General features: G+C 46.0%; 17 protein-coding genes. 1 reads left to right on the top strand and 16 read right to left on the bottom strand.

What is annotated here, in order from left to right; all coding sequences use genetic code 11:
* From KKC1_RS06715 to KKC1_RS06640, 16 genes are all read right to left on the bottom strand, one after another.
* Positions 1-1,093 (bottom strand): 3-isopropylmalate dehydratase large subunit (locus KKC1_RS06715; protein WP_192868117.1); only part of this gene is annotated, 1,093 nt, incomplete at its 3' end.
* 27 nt (positions 1,094-1,120) lie between these two features.
* Positions 1,121-1,996 carry an isocitrate lyase/PEP mutase family protein gene (locus tag KKC1_RS06710; RefSeq protein ID WP_088553711.1) on the bottom strand — a complete coding sequence of 292 codons (876 nt, stop codon included), beginning with the start codon at positions 1,994-1,996 and terminating at the stop codon, positions 1,121-1,123.
* A 352-nt stretch (positions 1,997-2,348) separates the two neighbouring features.
* Positions 2,349-4,274, bottom strand: coding sequence for a propionate catabolism operon regulatory protein PrpR (gene prpR / locus KKC1_RS06705; protein WP_088553710.1), 1,926 nt, complete (start codon positions 4,272-4,274; stop codon positions 2,349-2,351).
* Positions 4,275-4,536: 262 nt separating this feature from the next.
* Complete coding sequence (gene pspAB / locus KKC1_RS06700) at positions 4,537-5,118, bottom strand: PspA-associated protein PspAB (RefSeq protein WP_088553709.1); 582 nt, start codon at positions 5,116-5,118, stop codon at positions 4,537-4,539.
* A 3-nt stretch (positions 5,119-5,121) separates the two neighbouring features.
* A complete protein-coding gene (gene htpX, locus KKC1_RS06695; protein WP_088553708.1) occupies positions 5,122-6,012 on the bottom strand; it encodes a zinc metalloprotease HtpX in 891 nt (296 codons plus the stop codon).
* A 30-nt stretch (positions 6,013-6,042) separates the two neighbouring features.
* Positions 6,043-6,327 carry a PspA-associated protein PspAA gene (gene pspAA, locus KKC1_RS06690; RefSeq protein ID WP_088553707.1) on the bottom strand — a complete coding sequence of 95 codons (285 nt, stop codon included), beginning with the start codon at positions 6,325-6,327 and terminating at the stop codon, positions 6,043-6,045.
* Positions 6,327-7,025, bottom strand: coding sequence for a PspA/IM30 family protein (locus tag KKC1_RS06685; RefSeq protein ID WP_088553706.1), 699 nt, complete (start codon positions 7,023-7,025; stop codon positions 6,327-6,329). The genes pspAA and KKC1_RS06685 overlap by 1 nt, the downstream gene beginning before the upstream one ends.
* 412 nt (positions 7,026-7,437) lie before the next feature.
* On the bottom strand, positions 7,438-8,226 hold the full coding sequence (locus tag KKC1_RS06680; RefSeq protein WP_088553705.1) for an ATP-binding protein: 789 nt from the start codon (positions 8,224-8,226) through the stop codon (positions 7,438-7,440).
* A gap of 68 nt (positions 8,227-8,294) precedes the next feature.
* Entirely contained in the window at positions 8,295-10,205 is a 1,911-nt protein-coding gene (gene cooS, locus KKC1_RS06675; RefSeq protein WP_088553704.1) for an anaerobic carbon-monoxide dehydrogenase catalytic subunit, read from the bottom strand.
* Between the two features lie 15 nt (positions 10,206-10,220).
* Positions 10,221-10,796 (bottom strand): 4Fe-4S dicluster domain-containing protein, encoded by a 576-nt coding sequence (locus KKC1_RS06670; RefSeq protein ID WP_202819975.1) that lies wholly within the window; start codon positions 10,794-10,796, stop codon positions 10,221-10,223.
* A gap of 176 nt (positions 10,797-10,972) precedes the next feature.
* Positions 10,973-12,055: a hydrogenase large subunit gene (locus KKC1_RS06665; RefSeq protein WP_088553703.1), complete on the bottom strand. Its 1,083-nt coding sequence runs from the start codon at positions 12,053-12,055 to the stop codon at positions 10,973-10,975.
* The gene (locus tag KKC1_RS06660) at positions 12,052-12,591 is read right to left on the bottom strand and encodes an NADH-quinone oxidoreductase subunit C (protein WP_088553702.1); all 540 of its coding nucleotides are present in this window, start codon (positions 12,589-12,591) and stop codon (positions 12,052-12,054) included. The genes KKC1_RS06665 and KKC1_RS06660 overlap by 4 nt, the downstream gene beginning before the upstream one ends.
* Positions 12,592-12,609: 18 nt before the next feature.
* The gene (locus KKC1_RS06655) at positions 12,610-13,107 is read right to left on the bottom strand and encodes a 4Fe-4S dicluster domain-containing protein (RefSeq protein ID WP_088553701.1); all 498 of its coding nucleotides are present in this window, start codon (positions 13,105-13,107) and stop codon (positions 12,610-12,612) included.
* A gap of 13 nt (positions 13,108-13,120) precedes the next feature.
* Complete coding sequence (locus KKC1_RS06650; RefSeq protein ID WP_088553700.1) at positions 13,121-13,552, bottom strand: NADH-quinone oxidoreductase subunit B family protein; 432 nt, start codon at positions 13,550-13,552, stop codon at positions 13,121-13,123.
* 16 nt (positions 13,553-13,568) lie between these two features.
* Positions 13,569-14,534 (bottom strand): respiratory chain complex I subunit 1 family protein, encoded by a 966-nt coding sequence (locus KKC1_RS06645; RefSeq protein WP_088553699.1) that lies wholly within the window; start codon positions 14,532-14,534, stop codon positions 13,569-13,571.
* A gap of 2 nt (positions 14,535-14,536) precedes the next feature.
* A complete protein-coding gene (locus KKC1_RS06640) occupies positions 14,537-18,352 on the bottom strand; it encodes a proton-conducting transporter transmembrane domain-containing protein (RefSeq protein ID WP_088553698.1) in 3,816 nt (1,271 codons plus the stop codon).
* A 363-nt stretch (positions 18,353-18,715) separates the two neighbouring features.
* Between KKC1_RS06640 and KKC1_RS06635 the strand changes: the two genes are divergently transcribed.
* Positions 18,716-19,086, top strand: a 371-nt coding sequence (locus KKC1_RS06635; protein WP_088553697.1) for an IS607 family transposase, incomplete at its 3' end; no start/stop codon positions are given.

Raw genomic sequence — 19,086 nt, 5'->3', positions numbered from 1 at the left:
TAACCCCGCCACATGCGCCGCAGGCGGGAGCTGAAATTATACAGCCGGCCTCAACCAATACCTCCAAAATGCCTTCCCGCAGCGCCTGTTTCCATACCTCCTGGGAAGCAGGAACCACCAAACAGCGTACCTGCCGCGAGACTTTTTTGCCTTTTAAAATCCGTGCCGCCCAGCGCAAGTCATTTAACCTTCCTCCGGTACACGAGCCCAGATAAGCTTGATCAATTTTCAGTCCTTCTACCTCCGCTACAGGCTTTACATTATCAACCTCATGGGGACAAGCTACTTGAGGTTCCAATTCCGCAGCATTGAATTCCAGGCTACGGGTATATACAGCATCAGGATCACTGTTCAACAGGGAAAAGTTCTCTATTCCCAGTGACTGGAGAAAACATACTACCTGGTCGTCGGGCTCGATAATTCCAGTCTTGGCCCCCATCTCCACCGCCATGTTAGTGAGCACTAAGCGTTCGTCTAAGCTTAGACCTTTCACCGCTTCACCAGTAAACTCTACCGCCTGGTAAGTGGCTCCAGCATGACCAATTGTGCCTATAGTCTTTAAGGCCATATCCTTAGCCATTACTCCTGCAGACAGCTCCCCCTGCCACTTCACCAATACCGTCTCGGGAACTTTCAACCAGATTTCTCCGGTGGTCAATACTCCCAACATTTCCGTGGATCCAATGCCTGTACCAAAGGCTCCCAAGGCACCGGCAGTGCAGGTATGCGAATCGGTACCTACTATTAACCTGCCCGGTCGTACATGCCCGTAATCCACCAATACCTGGTGGCAGGCTCCCCTGAACTCATAGAAATATTTGATATCATGTTCTCGAGCCCAGGAACGGGTTGTCTTTAGTACTTCCGCCTGCTCGACAGAAGCAGGCGGTGCGCAGTGATCCGAAACCACCACTACCTTCTCCGGATCGTAAAGCCTACCGCCTAGTTTTTGCAAACTTTTCTCGATTAGCACCGGTCCCAGCAGATCATGCATCAAGGCCACATCAGGAGTTGCCCAAATGATTTCTCCCGCATGTACTCGTGACTTGCCGGCTGCCTGGGCCAAAATTTTTTCGCTAATGGTCATTCCCACCAGTATCACCTCGTCGCTTGCAGCTTCCTATTCCTTAATTAACCCGTATTGTTTCTCCAGTGTTTGGAAGTCCTTCAAACCTACAATTTCATTGAAATCAGCAAAGGAGACCATTCTGGAAAGCATCCCCGCCGTTGTTCCCGACCTCTTAACCTCCTCAACCAGTTCCATTACCGCCTTGGTCATCGCATACAAGGTAGAAATCGGATAGATAACTATAGCATATCCCATATCTTGCAATTCTTGTGCGGTAAGAAGGGGGGTAGCGCCTCCTTCTATCATGTTAGCCAGGAATGCTCCACCCTGCACCAGTTTAGGTATTTCTTTTAACTGTTCCAGGTTTTCCGGGGCTTCTACAAAGAGGATATCAGCTCCTGCATGGTGGTACATTTTAATTCTTCGGGCCGCCTCCTCAAATCCTTCAACCGCTATGGCATCGGTACGAGCAATTATTAGCGTGTCTTCACTTTCTCTGGCATCCACTGCAGCCCTTATTTTTTGGACCATTTCCTCAGCGGGTATTATCTGTTTGCCGGTCATGTGGCCACATCTCTTGGGCCAAATCTGGTCCTCAAGCTGGATGGCAGCAACTCCCGCCCTTTCGTATTCCTTAACTGTTCGCTGGACATTTAAGGGATTTCCGTAGCCGGTATCAGCATCGGCTATTACTGCCCCCTGTACCACATCGACTATGCCTTTTATATGATTTACCATCTCGGTCATAGTTAAGAGACCAATATCCGGTTTACCTAATATATTTGCTGCAGCTCCGTATCCCGTTACATATACGGAGGGAATACCTGCTTGATCTATTATCCTTGCGCTTATTGCATTAAAAGCTCCTAATGACACAAGGATTTCCCCCCGTTTAATAAATTCCTTTATTAGTCTCCCTTTACGCATTTTATTGCCTCCTCTCCAATTTCAAGCCTGTTAGTCAAGATTACGCTCCCAACAGGAAATTAAACGGTTGTGCTTCCTTTGCCGAATGAACGAGGAGGTACCCCCTGTGTAAATCTCAAGTTCACTATGTCGAACCGTTCTTCTGCCAGCTACAGTAAAATAATCGGAAGGTTCAATCTGTCGAAAGTATTAGGTTGCTTCCCAGTTACTTTTGCACGCATGCAAAACGGGCCCATGAAGTTAGTTTATTTGAACAACAAAGCAATAATCATGCCAAATATAAAAAGGTGGCCCAATCGTTATTTCTTGGCCACCCCATTCAAGCGTTAATGTTTAAATGCAACAATCTGTTTCAACTAATTGTTTCGCTACCGGCCTTTATGTTAAGTTCTTTCATCTTCCTCCAAAGAGTAGTTCTACTGATTCCCAAGAGACCGGCTGCCTTATGCCGGTTCCACCCCACCGTATTCAGCGCATTTATTATCCGTTCCCTTTCACTAAATGATCTGCTTTCTTCTGATTTTGCCGTCAGGATGAATTTACCGTCCAGAGCCTGCTCTATAAGGCCTCCCACTGTTCTGTCATGGTCATTAACATTACCGTTCTTCAATATGGCGCATAATGTCTGAACCGCATTCTCCAACTGCCGCACGTTTCCCGGCCAAGTGTATGTCATGAAGCGCTTAATCACCTGTTCCCATATTTCTGTATAGTTATCTATTTTTAATAGCTCCGCCGAATTACGCATTACCATCTCTTTAACCAGGACCGGGATATCTTCAATCCGTTCCCTCAGCGGTGGGATACCGAGGTATAAGACATTTAAACGGTAATACAGATCTTCTCTAAATTTCCCTTTCTTCACCTCCTGCCAGAGGTCCTTATTGGTAGCAGCTATTATTCTTACATCCACCGGAATGATCCTATCCCCACCAATCCGCAATATCTCTTTTTCCTGCAGTACCCTCAACAGCCGGGCCTGTAATCTCATCGGCATCTCTGAAATTTCATCGAGAAATAAGGTCCCCTGGTGGGCAAGCTCGAATAAGCCTGGTTTTCCTCCTTTACGGGCTCCCGTAAAGGCACCTTCTTCATATCCAAAAAGTTCACTTTCCAAAAGACTTTCGGGTAGTGCCGCGCAATTTAGGGCTATAAAAGGCTTATCCGAGCGGTTGCTGTAACTATGTATGCTATGCGCAAAAAGTTCCTTTCCGGTTCCGGTTTCACCATATATTAAAACTGTAGATTCACTTTTGGCATAAATTTTAGCCAGTTCCCGAGCTTTTCTTATAGCTCTAGAATTCCCAATTATGTCGTTAAAGGTATATTTTGCAGCCAGCCCTTTTTCATATAGCTTTCGCCTGATATGCTGTTCTGCTTCTTGGATTTGCACAACGTCTTGGAAAGTCGCAACAGCACCGACAATAGTACCGTCAACAATTATCGGAATACGGTTGGTAAGGATCATTGAACTTTCTCCAATTTTCTGAATCTGATTAATCTCTGGAACACCGATTTCTAATACCTTATCTAACCGGGTGTTAGGTATCACATGATCCACTCTCTGGTTTAGAACCTTTTCTCGGGGAATACCGAGAATTTTTTCGGCCACGGGGTTATAAACATTTACCCTTTTCTCTTCGTCAATGGCAATTATACCGCTGTAGGCAAAATCTATAATGGCCCGCAATTGATTACTTCTTTTTTTCTCGGCTCTTATTGTTTGCTGTAAATCTATAGCCCTGTCTATTGCCTCTTTCAGGCTCCTCTCAGAATATATGAATACTGTCTTCAAGCCGTATTTATCGCCGTAATCACATACAATGCTGGAACCTATTAAAACGTCAATGCCCTGGCTTTTAAGCTCCTTAACTATATCTTCTAACTCCTTTTGGCTGCGAAATATTTTGGAGACAACCCGGATCTTTAAGAGGTCCTTGAAATTTTCCAATTCAGGTATCCCTTCTTTGTAAGTGATGACAGCCACAGCGTTACCCAATTTTCTGGCCTCAGCAAGCGCAGCCATAAGGTCAAACCCTGTCACATTCAGGGTAACTACAGGAAAACCGGGAAAAGTTTCCTTCAGTATTCTGGCATTGCTTCCGCCGCTAATGAATACATCGACCAATTCTTTATTAATGAGCTCGCCAGCTTTTGAAATCGTCTCTTCAAAGGAACTCTCGATAATGCAGAGTCCCTGGAAAGTTTCTGCTGCTAAAACCCTTTCCGCCAAGCTGGTAAGCCGGGGATAGCTCATAAAAGCGATTCGCTTCTTCATGTTTCTCGCCCCCAGTGGTAGTGTGAAATTTCCGCAGGTAATTCGGAGGTCTTTGTAGAAAAAGAGACCTCACGAGGTCGTCCATGCCAAGGCAACCAAAACTCCCCAAGCAAAGGAGTGTGAGGTCTCTAATGTTGGATATTCGTTAAATAGTAGCCCTAGTCCTGCTTCATGGCTCACGCTTCGTTTTCTAATCGAATAAAATCTCATAAGAGCAGTAAAAAAGCCCCTTCCGGCACTGAAGGGAAGGGGCTTAAGTATTTCACACAGGACAATTCCAAAGTGGATACCACCTGCTGGTATCAGCCTCCATAGGTAATTCTTTTTCCATAACCCCAAATACTCGCATTTCCAGAGAATTATCCCGCGCTTCGGTTCCGGAAGGGACAAAAGGGTAGAAAAGTCCTCTCTTATAGCTATATATGAGATAATAAGCTTTATCTTCCTGTTCAGGCCTGTGGTCGGTAAACCGGAAAACCACCGCCAGCAGCTGTCCGCCATAACCCTCTTCATCCAAAGTCTGCGCCACCAGGTGGGAAAGCGAAATCAGGTCCTCAAAATCCTGGTCTTGTATTATTAACCAAAGAAAGTTGTACTTGTCCCTGGTCACCGTAACCTTACTGCCGAAGTCAGCGGCCGCCGATTCCAAAAGACGGATAACATCCTGCTCCGTCCTGGCATAATCGGCCCCACTGGTAGGCTTAAGACAGATCCCGGCTCGGCCGGCCGGTATCCAGCCTAGGTGGGCTTCAAAGCTTACTTCGGCGGTAGACAGGGAAAACAAGGCATCCTTTTGGGGCTTCTTCAGCCTGCTCCGTCCGAATAAAACATCCCACCATCCCACAGTTTACTTCAGCTCCTGCTCAAGGCGACGGAGGTAGGCAAGCCGGTTTTCTAAAGAAGGGTGAGTGGATAACAGTTCCATAAGAGAACCCCGACTGACGGCCGGAATAATGAAGAACGCGTTGAAAGCTTCTGCTTCCCGCAGGTCCCGAGTGGGAATTCGATTCATGACCCCGCTGATCTTTATTAACGCCGAAGCCAATTGGGAAGGAGCTCCCGTCAGTATGGCCGCTCCCCGGTCGGCAGCATACTCCCGGTAACGGGAAAGAGCCCTGATCAAGAAGAAGCTGATTACCCACACCAGGAGAGAAGCAAGGTAAACCAGCATAAAAGCATTTGGCCCGCCCCGGTCGTCGTCCCGGCCCATGGGAATGCCCCAGTAAAAAGCCTGTCGTACAATAAACGAAGCAACCGTGGCAAAAAAGCTGGCAATAGTAATTACGGCTACATCCCTATGTTTGATGTGGGATAATTCATGGGCTAAAACTGCTTCCAGCTCCGGAGGGTCCAATTGTTGCATGATTCCGGTGGTAACAGCTACTACTGCGTTTTGGGGATTGCGCCCGGTAGCAAAAGCGTTGGGTACGGGCGTATGCACCACCGCAATCCTCGGCTTCGGTAAATCGGCCATGGCCGCCAATCTTTCCACCATTGCGTGAAGCTCGGGAGCTTCCCCGCGGGAGACCTCTTTAGCTCCCATAGACCAAAGTATCAATTTGTCGGAAAAGTAATATTGTGCCGCCAGCATCAGTCCCACAAAGAAGATGATAGTTGTTGTTCCGGCTCCAGCCTGCATAAGTACCACAACAAAGAACAGGTACACGGCCGCCAGTAAGAACATAGTTAGAAACATACGTGCCGATAAACCGAAGTCGGCCTTGATACCTTTCTGCATCAGTCTTACCCCCTTCCTTTCCAGTAAAGATCATTCTTTCTGGAGTTCTCTGGGGTATTCGGTAAACATCTCCCGGGCCTCTTCCAAAGTAATGTCGGCCGGGGGAATGATCAGGTCGGATTCTTTGAGCTCAGTATCCGGCAGTTTACGTCCCTTACCCCGGATCAGGGAAAGTACGGCAGAAAAAGTAGCGCGAAATCTTTCTTCGTCGCCGTCTTCTACCGCACCCAGCATTTCGTTGTCGATTCGGTCTAGTTCCTTCAAATCTTCCCCAGATAATTCGTACTGACCTTCTCCCTGGATACGAATGATCATTATCCCCCAACCTCCTTTTTCAAACGCTCCAGTTCATCTTCAATCCCCTGTGCCACAGACAGCTTTCGCAATTCCCGATCTATATCGTCTCCCCGTTCAAAGGCATCTTCCAAAGTCCCGGCCTCCACCAGCTCGTCAATGGCAGCCGCCCGCGCTCTCATCCTTTCTGTCTTATCTTGGGCCCGCTGGATAGCCAGCGATACATCAGCTAGTTCTTCGGATAAGCCAGTAGCAGCTTCACCTATTTTAACCTGGGCTTCAGCTGCTGAGTACTGGGCCTTCAACACTTCTTTAGTGGTCCGGAAGGTTTCTACTTTAGCCTGGAGTCTAGCCTCAGCCGCTGCCAAGCGTTCCTGCTCTTTTTCCAGCCCCTGAATCTGCTCTTCCAAGCCGTTCAATTGCTGAAGGGCAACCTGCTTCCTTTCCAATGCAACACGTGCTAGATCCTCTCTTCCCTGTCGGATAGCTTCTCTGGCCTGCGATTCGAGTTTTTCAACATTCTGTCTAAGCTTGGCTGCCTGTAATTCCAGCCGCTTTTTAGAAGTTACTACCTCTGCTAATCCCCGCTTCACATTCCTCAAAAGCTCCAGTTGCCTCTGATAGGAATATTCTAAAGTCTCGTTAGGGTCCTCCATCCTGTCCAGCACCTTACTTATCTTGGCCTTAAAAATAGTTGACATACGGGATAAAATTCCCATTACTTTCCCACCTCCACTTTGTCAATTGCATTAATTATTATATAATTTCCCACGCGAGATTATCCCGCACTCTGTCCAAATCCTATCCTGTGTAGTAGTACTTACACCATCATTCTAGCTCTGTTCTCTCACTCAAGTCAAGATACTGGGGTAAAAATTTGCTACTTCTTCAGGTAACTGTTCTGGGAAAATATCACTATAGTGAAGGAAAGAGCTCAAACGGGGTACTGTTATCCAGAAGGTTTGGGAGAGAGTGTGCATTAGAAGCCCTTGCGAACGGCGTGCCGCAAAGCACGCCGCCACTTAGAAGGAAACCGGCGGGAAGGAAATAGACTATCGGTAGTTGGGTTGGACACGCTAAAGGCGTACGGGTTCAAGAGTGTAATGGTCCCTGAGTTGTGACCAGCGGCAACTAAGGATTTTCCCTTCCATTCAATCTTGCCAGCAACTTATCCTTGATTGAACTGATTTCCTGAACTATCGTGCCCCCGATATCAAAAGGAGAAACTCCTTCCAAATCAGCCTTTTTAACCTCTTCACTTAAAGGTATAAAACCCAACAATTCAAAGTCAACCAAACTGTCAGTTATAAATTGAATATCCGCCTCATCGTGCACTTTACTGCCTACCGCAAAGATCTTTTCAATTCCAAGGTCCTCGGCCAGGCTTTTTATCTGCTTAGCGGTTTGAATACTTCTCCGACCTGGTTCTACAACGACTATCAGAGCATCCACTGACTCAGCAGTACCTCGACCCAGGTGTTCAATTCCTGCTTCCATGTCCATAATTACCACATCTTCTCTTTCAATCAAGAGATGTTTCATCAATCTCTTTAGTAACGTATGCTGCGGACAAACACAACCGCTGCCACCCTGTTCAACAGTGCCCATAACCAACAATTTAACTCCCTGATATTCCAAACAATATTTCTCAGGCAAGTCATCCACTTTAGGGTTTAAAATGAAAAAGGACCCATAGCCTCCTGTTGCTCCGGTACGTTCTTCGGCTAACTTTTTCATTTTAGATAAGGGTTTTATTTTCTTGTACTGTGCTTCAGGTATTCCCAGTGCCGCAGCCAAATTGGCATCCGGATCGGCATCTACAGCCAAAACCCGGTACCCTTCGGCCGCCAAAAGCCGGGCCAAAGTGCCGGAAAATGTAGTTTTCCCAACTCCACCTTTACCTGTTACAGCTATTTTCATTATCTACCCTTCCTTTCTATTGGGGGAAGGATCAGGGCTCATTAGAGCCCCAATCCCCTTCCCGGAGCTTATATGCCAAGCCCCTCGCGTCTTTCCTTAATGGCAGCAACCAGTTTAACAGCAGCCTTCTTGGGATCGGTTTCTACCATAAAGTAACCGCCAACCAAATCCTTAATCTTTTCTGTTAAAACTTCAGTTACCAAGGGTGAACCTATAACTTGAGGTACAATTCCCAAGTGCGTCGGAAGTCCCAATGTAACTGCCCAGGTCCCTATCGCTACTGCCTTCTCTGCCATAGCTTCTGGTGCAGAAGCTACTACAGGAAGTTTGTCCAAATCTACCCCCAACTTATTGGCAACTGCTACAGCTAAATTGACTGCTCTGGTATTGTCTACACAAGAACCCATATGCAAGACCAAGGGTAGGGGACCATTCAGTCCCGCAGCTTCACCTATGACAGTGAGTACCTCTTTCAGGGAATCTCCAGCATAAGCTTCAGTTGCTTCCTGGGTCATCAGCCCGTGTTTAGCAAAGGCTCCGGCGCCACAACCGGTGGCCAGCATCAAAACGTTATTTCGGGCCAGCTCTTTGGCTATAGTCGTAAAGTTATGGTCTTGAGTAACCCTAAGATTGTTACACCCTGCAAACAGAGCAATACCTAAAATATTACCATTAACAATATTATCAATCAATGGTTTTAAAGGATCTTCAGGATTTACCTTGCTTAATGCGGCCAAGACAGCTTCGGCACTAAAACCAACAATAGCGGTCTCCTTGTAGTCAGGAATGTTTACTTTACTTCTGTCCCGTCTCTTGTACGCGTCAATTGCCAGCTTAATAATTTTTGCTGCATTTTCTAAGGCTGTTTCCTCACTAAATTCCAAATGGGTAGCACCAGGGATCTTGTTACCCGGCATAGTGGTAATTACTTCTGTATGGAAACACTCTTTTAAAGCAGCAAGGGACGGCATAATACACTGTACGTCTACAACGATAGCATCGACGGCCCCGGTAACTAAAGCTAATTCTTGGGACAAATAATTAGTCGCCAGCGGAATTCCCCGGCGCATCATTACTTCATTACCTGTACAACAAATACCTACTATATTGATACCTTCCTTAGCCCCGGCTTTTTTAGCCTCTTCGTTCATTTTTATCGCTAGATCACAAACAATTTCACTTAACAACGGATTATGGCCGTGAACCGCAATGTTGACAGCGTCTTCCTTTAACACGCCAAGGTTAGCTGCAGTTACTACCGGTTCAGGGATACCAAATAAGACATCAGACAGCTCGGTTGACAAATACATACCGGTATAATCAGCCAGTGCTCCCTTTAATCCACCCAGCAAGATATTGACCGCGTCGGCGTCACAACCCACATGAGTCCGGTGCATAATTTCAGCGATAGTCGCATGGATATTATGGGGCATGACCCCCAGTTCCACCAGTTTTTCAACCCGTGAAGCCGTCAAGGTTTCTTTTGCCCAGTTGCAAGGTATGCTTGATTTCTGACGAGAAAAATCCTCAAGCGAAGCTAAAGCCACTTCTTTTGCTACCTGCTTTATATCTTTGCCTTCAGGATTTAAATTTAATCTTTCAGCAATATTTCTAAGCTTTTTTTCTTCCTTAATCTTATAAGGCAATGCATGTCCTTCGCCAATTTCTAATAAAGTTAAAGCTACATGATGACCATGTTCAGCGTGGGCAGCAGCACCTGCCGCAATCATTCTCGCCAGATTTCGAGCCACGATGGTATCGGCATCAGCACCGCAAATCCCCTTCTGAGGTCCATTGCCAAAAGGATCGATACGACAAGGTCCCTTCCAACAAATGCGACAACAGATTCCCAGCTCTCCAAAACCACATTGGGGCTTCATCGCCTCAAAACGATCCCATGCAGTTTCAATTCCTGCCTTTTGGGCCAAGGGTAGCAAGTAATTGACAGCAGGATCAATACTTGTTTTCATGTTACTCATATAAATACCCCCCGCTTATTTCCAACCTACCTTGGTTTTTGAGTGAGCCCTAGCAAGTTCTTTTCCTCTTTCTTCAATAATTTTCTTACGATAACTTTCGTAATCAACCAGCATTATTGCTTTAGTAGGGCAAGCCTCAACACAGGCACAGGAAACTTCATCACTATCCTGTCTACTGAAACAAAGATCACACTTCCGGGCTTTAGCCTTTTTAGTCCTGCGATTACCATTATCATTTATGTCTTGGGTTATGATAATGGCTCCAAAGGGGCAAACCATAGCGCAAACCTTACAGCCAACACAACTGCCTTCATTAATTTTAACAAACCCATCTTCTTGGTATATTGCTCCTGTAGGGCAGGCGAGTGCACAGGGTGCGTCTTCACATTGTCTACATTGAATAGGCATAACCATGTCATCAACCTGGACTACTGAATTTCTCGGCTGCAATTGTAAGCCTTTGGTTACGGCAGTTTGCAAGTCACAATCTGCATAAGCAGTAGCACAGGCCAGTTCACAATTCCTACAACCCAAACACCTTCGGGGATCGACGTAAATGAAGCGATTCTCTTTAGTTTTCTTCACCAGCATTCACCTCCTTCTTATTAAACTCAACTTAGGTAACAGAAGTAGCTACCTAGTTGGCAAAATTCAGCCACAGATTTTCAGAGAGGGCATTTCCCCTCCCGGCAGCCAAAAAGATTTACCTTCCCTGGCAACCTCGGGCTTTGCTTTTAAGCTTCTTAAATCATTTATTCTTTCAAGTGCTACCTTTCAGTACAGGAAATGCAAGGATCAATACTGCCCACGATTACCGGAACATCAGCCAATTTGTTGCCCGGTATCATAACCTTTAAAGCTTCCCAATTCATGTAAGTGGGTACCCGCCATTTAATGCGTTCCGGTATATCAGAACCATTTGTGCGTACATAATAAAGCAACTCTCCCCGGGGAGCTTCCGACTTGGCCACTGCTTCCCCGGCAGGTATCTCAGGTAAATAATCTAAACAGGCTGGTCCATCAGGCATTTCCCGTAGACATTGTTCAATGATTTTGATCGATTCCTGAATTTCTTTTAATCTGACTATGACCCTGGCCCTGACATCGCCACCATCTTCCACAGCCACGGTAAATTTCAGCTTGTCATAAGCAGCGTAGGGAGTTTTTACCCGGACATCATAATCAACACCAGATCCTCTAGCTACAGGTCCAACCACGCCATACTCAATGGCTTTATCTTTGGGCAAAATCCCTACTCCTTCTGTCCGAGCCCGCACAAATTTGTTGTTGCTGTATATATCAATGAGCTCATGCAAAGGCTTTTTTAACTGCGCTAAACTTTTTGACAGATATTTAACCTTTTCTTCGCTTAAATCATAACGCACACCGCCAATACTGTTAGCCGCCAGATCCATCCGGTTACCATAAATGGTTTCTTTAATGTCTTGTACTATTTCCCGCACTTCCATCACATGCATAAACAAGGAATCAAACCCAATGATGTGCGCCAGTATTCCCACATTGAATAAATGAGAGGCCATCCTTTTTATTTCATCGGCAATCACTCGCAGGTATTCAGCTCGCTCCGGAACTTGAATACCGGCAATCTTTTCTATAGCCATGCAATAGGTGAAAGGATGATTATTGGAACACAGGGAACAAAGGCGCTCAATCAAAGTAATGTTTTGGTAAATATTACGTCGCAAGGCCAAATATTCAATACCCCGGTGCACATGCCCGGCGGTGATGTCAACCCCCACTACCGTCTCTCCTTCAACATCCAGCTGAAAATAAATCGGCTCCTCCAATACCACATGCAGTGGGCCTATGGGAATTTTATAGGTGCTCACTCAGGATCCACCTCTTCTCCGTTCGCCAGGTTTACCTTTTCCCACAATGTCTTTGAAGTTGCGCCGTTCATAGCCGCCGATAAGGGCACCAAATTCATCACACCCGGGTCAATACTCTCATCAAGAAACAGCCGCTTGGGATTGGGATGACCTACCACCTTTATATCGTACATTTCTTGCATTTCCCGCTCGTGCCAATCGGCACTTTTTAAAATAGGCGTAATTGATTTGACCTCGCCAACACTCCTAGCTACTGTAATAGTAACGGTACAAGTACAGCCATCGATATCAAAATGATAGGCTATTTCCAAAGCCTCTCTTTGTTCGGTATCCTTGGTCAAGTATGGCGAAATAGTGATCACCCTGCCTCCCAGCACTGAAACAATAGAAGCTACTTCGGTAATTTTTTCGGGGTCACTCAGCTTGCACCAACCCCAAACCACTCCTTTAGCATCTGTTTCCCAACGCAGGGAAACTTCTTCCCCCAGTACCCGGGTTAGTTTCTCAGCAAAATCCTCGTGAATATTCCGCTCCATCCTTTTGCCTCCTCTCGTTCAACGAAAGGCTTGTTTTTGCCGGCATTTAGGGCATAATTGTCTTAACCTCTCGATGTCCTTGTTAACTTGTTCATAAGCTACGCTTAATAACTCAGGAGCCACCGGTACCATGGGTGCAGCACACTGAACACAATGTACATATTTGATGAACCCCTTTTCCACATATCTGTACTTGTCTTCTTGCCTGTGAGCCGTATGAAAATCCTCGGTTAACCGAATCGCCTTTGTCGGGCAATAGTGTTCGCAGAGGCCACAAAAGGCACACGTATTATGCCAAAGTATAAACTCCAAGCCACTTTTGTCAGGCGCTTCCTTGATTTGGATGGCTCCGCCGGCACAAACGTACTCGCACATTCTACAGGCAACACAAGCCTCGGCATTATATTTGATTTTCCCTCTCAGTCCCCTAGGAACAAAAGTTTCACCAAAAGGATAAGGGTCGGTACACGGACCTTTGAACAAATTGCGAATGGCTATTTTAAGAAATGAAGCCATAGGCAACCCTCCTCTATAGCCTGGTTTCCCAGATTTTAATGGCCTCAACTATGCCGTCGATAATGGCCTGCGGTCTGGGAGGGCAGCCCGGAACGTTGACATCTACCGGAACAAAGTTGTCAATAGGCCCAGCAATAGCGTAACTATCTCTAAACACCCCTCCCGATATAGGACACACTCCTAGGGCTACCGTCACTTTGGGGTCGGGAATTTCATTATAAAGACGCAAAACCTTGTCCTTAACCCGGACCGTGAGGGGACCGGTAATCAGAACGATGTCGGCATGCTTGGGACTTCCACAATATTTACAGCCTAAGCGTTCAACATCATAGCGACAAGTACATGCCGTAACTGCCAATTCCACATCACAACCGTTACAGGACCCCGCATTAATGCGGTACAACCACGGCGATTTCTTGGCAATTTTTCGCAGTAGCTTTTTCATTCCAGACTCCTCCCCGCTATCCCAATAACAACGTTAAAACTAAGCTAACCAAGGCCAGTGCTGTCGGATATCTAAGATAGTACTTAAAGGCCTGGTCCATCCGTAGCCTTCCCGTACTAGTACGAACAACTGTAATAGAAATTACCATCAAAATTAAACATTTAAGGAAAAACCAGAATAAGTTAAGCAAGACACTTTCCCCCAGGGGTGTCGGGAAGAAGAGTGCCACGGCTAAACCCAATACCACAACCATTTTTAGGGAGGTCATTAGTTTGAATAAGGCCAACCCGGCACCAGAATATTCCAGAATAGGTCCCTCGACAATTTCAGGTTCAGCTTCAGGAATATCAAAGGGAACCACCCCCATATTACCCGGAATGAAGGCTAGAAACGCCAGGAAAGCCGGTAACATGGTATAATCAAAAAATAATGGCCCGTTTTCCAGCTGAAATTGCACAATTTCACGCAAAGAAAAGGTAGCTATCCCACCTGTTGCCAGTCCAACCTTCAGAGCAGCGGTTACCAGCACTACCAGTAACGGCAGCTCATAGGACATCATCATGACCATTTCCCTGGAAAAGCCTACGGCCCCGAAAGGTGAACTGGAAGCAGACCCCCCGATCATTAAAGCAATGGCAGGCAAGGCCAATAAGTAAAGCAAAACCAACAAATCTCCCGCCTGCGTAAAACCCTGATATACCCCGGCAATAGGTATCAGTGTAACCGCTACCATCATTCCTGCAAGACCTAACAACGGAGCTAGTCTGAATGCCCCCGGATGTGCGGTCGCCGGTATAACCATCTCTTTCCTGGTTAGTTTGACCAAGTCAACAAAGGGTTGATAAATAGGTGGTCCAATCCGCCTCTGTAATCGTGCAGCAATTTTTCGGTCTATTCCAGCGAGAAGCAATCCAAGGACTAAGGCAAATAAGCCGCCAGGAAAAATCAATAAATTCAATATTAATTGAGCAATATCCGTCATCATTACACCCCCTTGCGCAATCCCGTGATCTGGTAGAGAACCTTAATGCATTGCTTCACCAGGACCTTTGGCGCTTCATAAAGGTTATGTGAATTAACATGAACCTCTTCAGCTGCCAAATCGGTTACCCCACAAGTATAAATTTCTGTATATCGAACTTTCCTGTTGCCGGTAAAATAGACACCAACACCTGCTAAAAGGGATACAGCCAATAGTACAGCAATAATCCCTGCATTCCAAGCTCCCGTTACGGAATCAATCCCGAAGAGGGACACCGAAACCGGCGCAAGACCCAACACAGTTTCAATCTCAGCAACAATGGCCAGTGGTAAACCAGGGAAAACCCCGAACGCAACACTTAAAAGGGCTAAGACCAGCATGGGAATCCTCATGGTCCAGGGAACTTCAGTTACATTCTCGAACTCCTCAGGTAATTGACCGAAAAAGGCAGAATGTAAAAACTTAACAAAGGAAGCCAAAGTCAAAACGCTAGCAAACAAGGCGAGCAAAGCTAAAAAGACATATCCTTTCTCCATGGCAGCTTGATAAATTATCCATTTAGAGGTAAATCCATTAAACGGCGGGATACCGGCAATAGAAAATGCCCCAATCGCAAAGACGGAGAGAGTTAGCGGCATTTTCCTCCCGATGCCTCCCAACCGGTCCAGGTTATCGACACCGGTTTTCACCATAATGGCACCGGCAACCAGAAAAAGAAGATTCTTAAACAGCATGTGGTTAACCAAATGCAATAAACCTCCGGCCACTCCTAAAGAAGAACTCAGGCTGATGCCTAGGATTATATAACCTATTTGACTCACTGTATGATAAATAAGCAGGCGCTTCATACCACTTTGCAACAGAGCCAGTGCAGCGGCCATTACAATAGTCACTCCACTTACCCAGGCAACTGCATACATTAGGGTAGGTATCTCTCCGGTTAGACCGAACTTACGTATAAGGGCAAGGCCACCAAAAACATAAAATAATTTAACCATCCCATATGGCGCACTCTTTAAAAGTACGGAAGAAATATAACCACTGACCGGTGTCGGTGCAGTTGGCGGATGCATCTGATAGTCGATGCGGTAAGGTAGCATAGCCGCCTTCATGGCAAAGCCCACCAACATCAAAATCACGCCAAAAGCCACCAGGCTTGTCGGCAGAGCACCTAACCGGCCGGCCAGCTCTGCCATCTCAAAAGTGCCGGCATTTGCTGTCAAGACAATTAATCCTAACAACATCAGACTGGCTCCAACATAGTTGAAAATAAAGTATTTGAAACCTTCGCTAAATGCTTCCTTGGTTTCCTCATGAATAATCACAAAGTATAAAGTCCAGCTACTCATGATTTCCCAGAAAGCAAAGAAGTTGAAGAGATCTTTGCTTACCGCCACACCCAGAAGGCCGCCAATCATCAATACAAAAAACATGTAAAAGCGACTTTGGGCATGACCGTGATCCATATAACCCAATGAATAGAGTAAATTTAAAACTCCCATAAAGGCGATCAGTAAAGCAAAACTCCAGGAAAAAACGTCAAAATCGGAAGATGCGGCAAGTACGGTTATTAATGTTGCGACCATTGTCCCAACTGCTAACCAACCGCTGACCTTGGCCGAACGTCTTCCCAAAAGGTAAGTAACCAGGGCACCTACCATCGGAATCAACGCCACCATTGGCCAAGTGATGGAAACATTGGGAATGGCAGTTGCTGTTATTTGTCCTTTCGCTGCAATCAAATCAGCCGCCGGCTTAACCAAAGCCATGCCTGCCTGCGGGTACAAGCCGTTAAAAACAGTCAAACCAGCCAGAATTCCAATTGGAATCAACATCATAATGGGAGCTTCCTTGAGTGCGGGACCCTCATACTTTTCAAAGAAAATAATTCTAATCAATTTCAAGTAGTAAAAGCCGCCAATTATACTGCCCGCAAGAATTAAACCTGCCAATGCCAAATGCCCGGATTGTACGCTGGCGTAAAGCATCAAGAATTTACTGATGAATCCGTTGAACGGCGGCAGGCCCATAATGGCCAGAATACCAATACTAAAACACAAAGCCGTTACAGGCATTACCCGGCCGATACCTTTAAACTTAGTGATTTCCTGACTTTTCAAGCGATAGATTAGAGCTCCGACAGCCAAAAATAAGAGGTTTTTCATGATAGCATGATTCAAAACATGATAAAGGGCGCCGATAAGACTAAGATAAGTCCCTATTCCCAAAGTAATTACTATCTCCCCTACCTGGGCCATAGTCGAATAAGCCAACATCTTTTTAATGTCGGTCTGCCGAAGGGCCATGATTTCACCGACCAAAAGGGTCAGGCCCCCTAGCGTGGAAACAACAAATCCAATAGTAAAAAATCGACCGATAGTACCTAACCCAGCCAGCACACCCGCACCAAAAACAACAAAGAGAATACGTACAAGACCGTAAATACCAGTTTTGGTCAAAATCCCTGACATTGGTGCCGAAATGGACGAGGGGGCTACAGGGTGAGCCTCGGGCAACCAGCTATGCATCGGCACCAAGCCTGTTTTGACCCCAAAACCGATTACAAACATTCCCAACACTGCTAACTTAAGATTTGGAGATAATACCTGTAATTTTGAAGAAATTACTGCCATATCGAAGGTTCCAAGTTTTACGTGCAAAGCTAAAATTGCCAATTGCATAATGTAAGCTCCGGAAGTACACATAATGAAATATTTGAAACCTGCCCGCAGGGCTTCTTTACTTTGCTCATGCATAACCAAAAAGTAAGAAGTCCAAGTCATTAATTCCCAGAAGATGTAAAAATCCCCCAGCTCTTTACTAGTTGTCAAACCCAGCAAAGTACCTAACATTAACAGCAGGAAGAAAAAGTAACGATTTGTATATGGCTTACCCTTTAAGTAACCCACAGAGTAAAGAGTAATTAAAAAACCGATAAAGGCTATAATCAGAGCAAAAAGTTTAGATAGACTGTCTAGACCGCCACTCTGCCAAGTTAAGTATGCCGTTGTGCCGGTTATGACAACCGCCAATAAATTACGCAAGGCCGGCGAAAAACGCCCAGCAAAATAAACTATGAACCCACCGACATAGGGAATGAGAACCAAGGTGGACCAAGGTGATTCAAAAACAGGCAATTGTTCCGGACCTACACTCCTCGATAATACGGCAGCAGCGTGCTCAGCATAATTAATGAAAGGCTCCGGAAACAAGCTCATAATGACAGTCATACCGCCCAGGACCAGTAAGACTGCCAGCAGCACAGGAGAAGTTTCTCCGACTTTTTTTCCTCCCTGCCATTCCTGGACGGGTTCCTCGAAGCACAGTTTTTGAATCACCAGAAGGAGATACACTGCCTCAATAATACTACCAAGTATGGCCATAGCAGCATAAACCCAGTGGCCGCTCTGAATTGCTGCATAAATGATCAAAAACTTACTGATAGAACCTTTAAACGGTGACAGGCCCATTACTGAGAACAACCCGAACCCGAACAAAGTTGCTGTAAAAGGCATGGCCCTGCCTATCCCTTTGAGCCTTTCAATACTACGGGAGCGCCCACGTGCAATAAAAGCCGCTGCAGCCACAAACACCAATCCCCGCATCACAATTTGGTATTCCAGATGCAGCAGAGCGCCTGAGAAGCCTTCATATGTACCCATACCAAGCCCCAGCAGGACATACCCGCTTTCAGTAATACTGGAAATAATCAGCAATTTGATTAGGTTTTTCATTTGTTTAAGCGCAACCAGTTCACCAACCAGCAAAACCGTTACACCAAATAAAGCTATCCAAGAAGCAAGATTCACCTTCCCCATCTCCTTCACCAAGAACAACTTTGTCTTTGTGCATACTTTCACTTTCTTAATGTATCATTGCCTGTCCCTAAGGTCTGTCGCCAAGATGACACTAACCAAAGAAAGGTTTCTTCCAGATCAAGTCATCCAAGCAGCGGTAAATCATCATTTTAGGGCTCTGGAGACGCGCCGCAAAGCCCCGGAAATGCTGTATGTTTTCGCTGGGAAAACTCCTCGTTACAGCCATCGTACCTGAGGGGCACAAAACAGCAAAAAGTAATCAACTTCTGTTATCGATCTAAAAAAACTTCTGGGTTAACCGGAGGGTTAAAAACTGCTGAATAAAAGATAGGAATATGTAGTTGTTTATGGTATAATATCTACATGAAACTCAGTGAATGGGCAAGAAAACAAGGAATCAGTTACAAGACCGCGTGGAAATGGTACAAAGAGGGGAAGCTACCTGTTCCGGCCTACCAAACACCAACGGGTACAATACTGGTTAAGGTCGGCGAAGAAAAGGAGGGAGGAAAAACGGCTGTATACGCCAGAGTATCCAGCGCTGACCAGAGAGCGGACTTAGACCGGCAGGTAGCCAGGCTTCTGGAATTTGCGAACAGCCAGGGTATGGCGGTAGCCAAGACGGTAACCGAAATAGGCTCCGGGCTGAACGGGCGCAGAAGGAAACTCATGCGTCTTTTATCCGACCCGGAAGTTACGACCATAATAGTCGAACACCGTGATAGATTAGCCCG

It is taken from the genome of Calderihabitans maritimus, from assembly GCF_002207765.1.
In the GTDB taxonomy this organism is placed as follows: domain Bacteria; phylum Bacillota; class KKC1; order Calderihabitantales; family Calderihabitantaceae; genus Calderihabitans; species Calderihabitans maritimus.
This window is presented reverse-complemented; position numbering and strand designations above follow the sequence as displayed.

Excerpts from the sequence above, each read along its gene's own strand:
- KKC1_RS06645 (WP_088553699.1), bottom strand. The coding sequence starts at position 14,534 with ATGACGGATATTGCTCAATTAATATTGAATTTATTGATTTTTCCTGGC.
- pspAA (WP_088553707.1), bottom strand. The coding sequence starts at position 6,327 with ATGATCATTCGTATCCAGGGAGAAGGTCAGTACGAATTATCTGGGGAA.
- KKC1_RS06650 (WP_088553700.1), bottom strand. The coding sequence starts at position 13,552 with ATGAAAAAGCTACTGCGAAAAATTGCCAAGAAATCGCCGTGGTTGTAC.
- htpX (WP_088553708.1), bottom strand. The coding sequence starts at position 6,012 with ATGCAGAAAGGTATCAAGGCCGACTTCGGTTTATCGGCACGTATGTTT.
- KKC1_RS06640 (WP_088553698.1), bottom strand. The coding sequence starts at position 18,352 with ATGGGGAAGGTGAATCTTGCTTCTTGGATAGCTTTATTTGGTGTAACG.
- KKC1_RS06710 (WP_088553711.1), bottom strand. The coding sequence starts at position 1,996 with ATGCGTAAAGGGAGACTAATAAAGGAATTTATTAAACGGGGGGAAATC.
- prpR (WP_088553710.1), bottom strand. The coding sequence starts at position 4,274 with ATGAAGAAGCGAATCGCTTTTATGAGCTATCCCCGGCTTACCAGCTTG.
- KKC1_RS06655 (WP_088553701.1), bottom strand. The coding sequence starts at position 13,107 with ATGGCTTCATTTCTTAAAATAGCCATTCGCAATTTGTTCAAAGGTCCG.
- KKC1_RS06685 (WP_088553706.1), bottom strand. The coding sequence starts at position 7,025 with ATGGGAATTTTATCCCGTATGTCAACTATTTTTAAGGCCAAGATAAGT.
- KKC1_RS06660 (WP_088553702.1), bottom strand. The coding sequence starts at position 12,591 with ATGGAGCGGAATATTCACGAGGATTTTGCTGAGAAACTAACCCGGGTA.
- cooS (WP_088553704.1), bottom strand. The coding sequence starts at position 10,205 with ATGAGTAACATGAAAACAAGTATTGATCCTGCTGTCAATTACTTGCTA.
- KKC1_RS06680 (WP_088553705.1), bottom strand. The coding sequence starts at position 8,226 with ATGAAAATAGCTGTAACAGGTAAAGGTGGAGTTGGGAAAACTACATTT.
- KKC1_RS06670 (WP_202819975.1), bottom strand. The coding sequence starts at position 10,796 with ATGCTGGTGAAGAAAACTAAAGAGAATCGCTTCATTTACGTCGATCCC.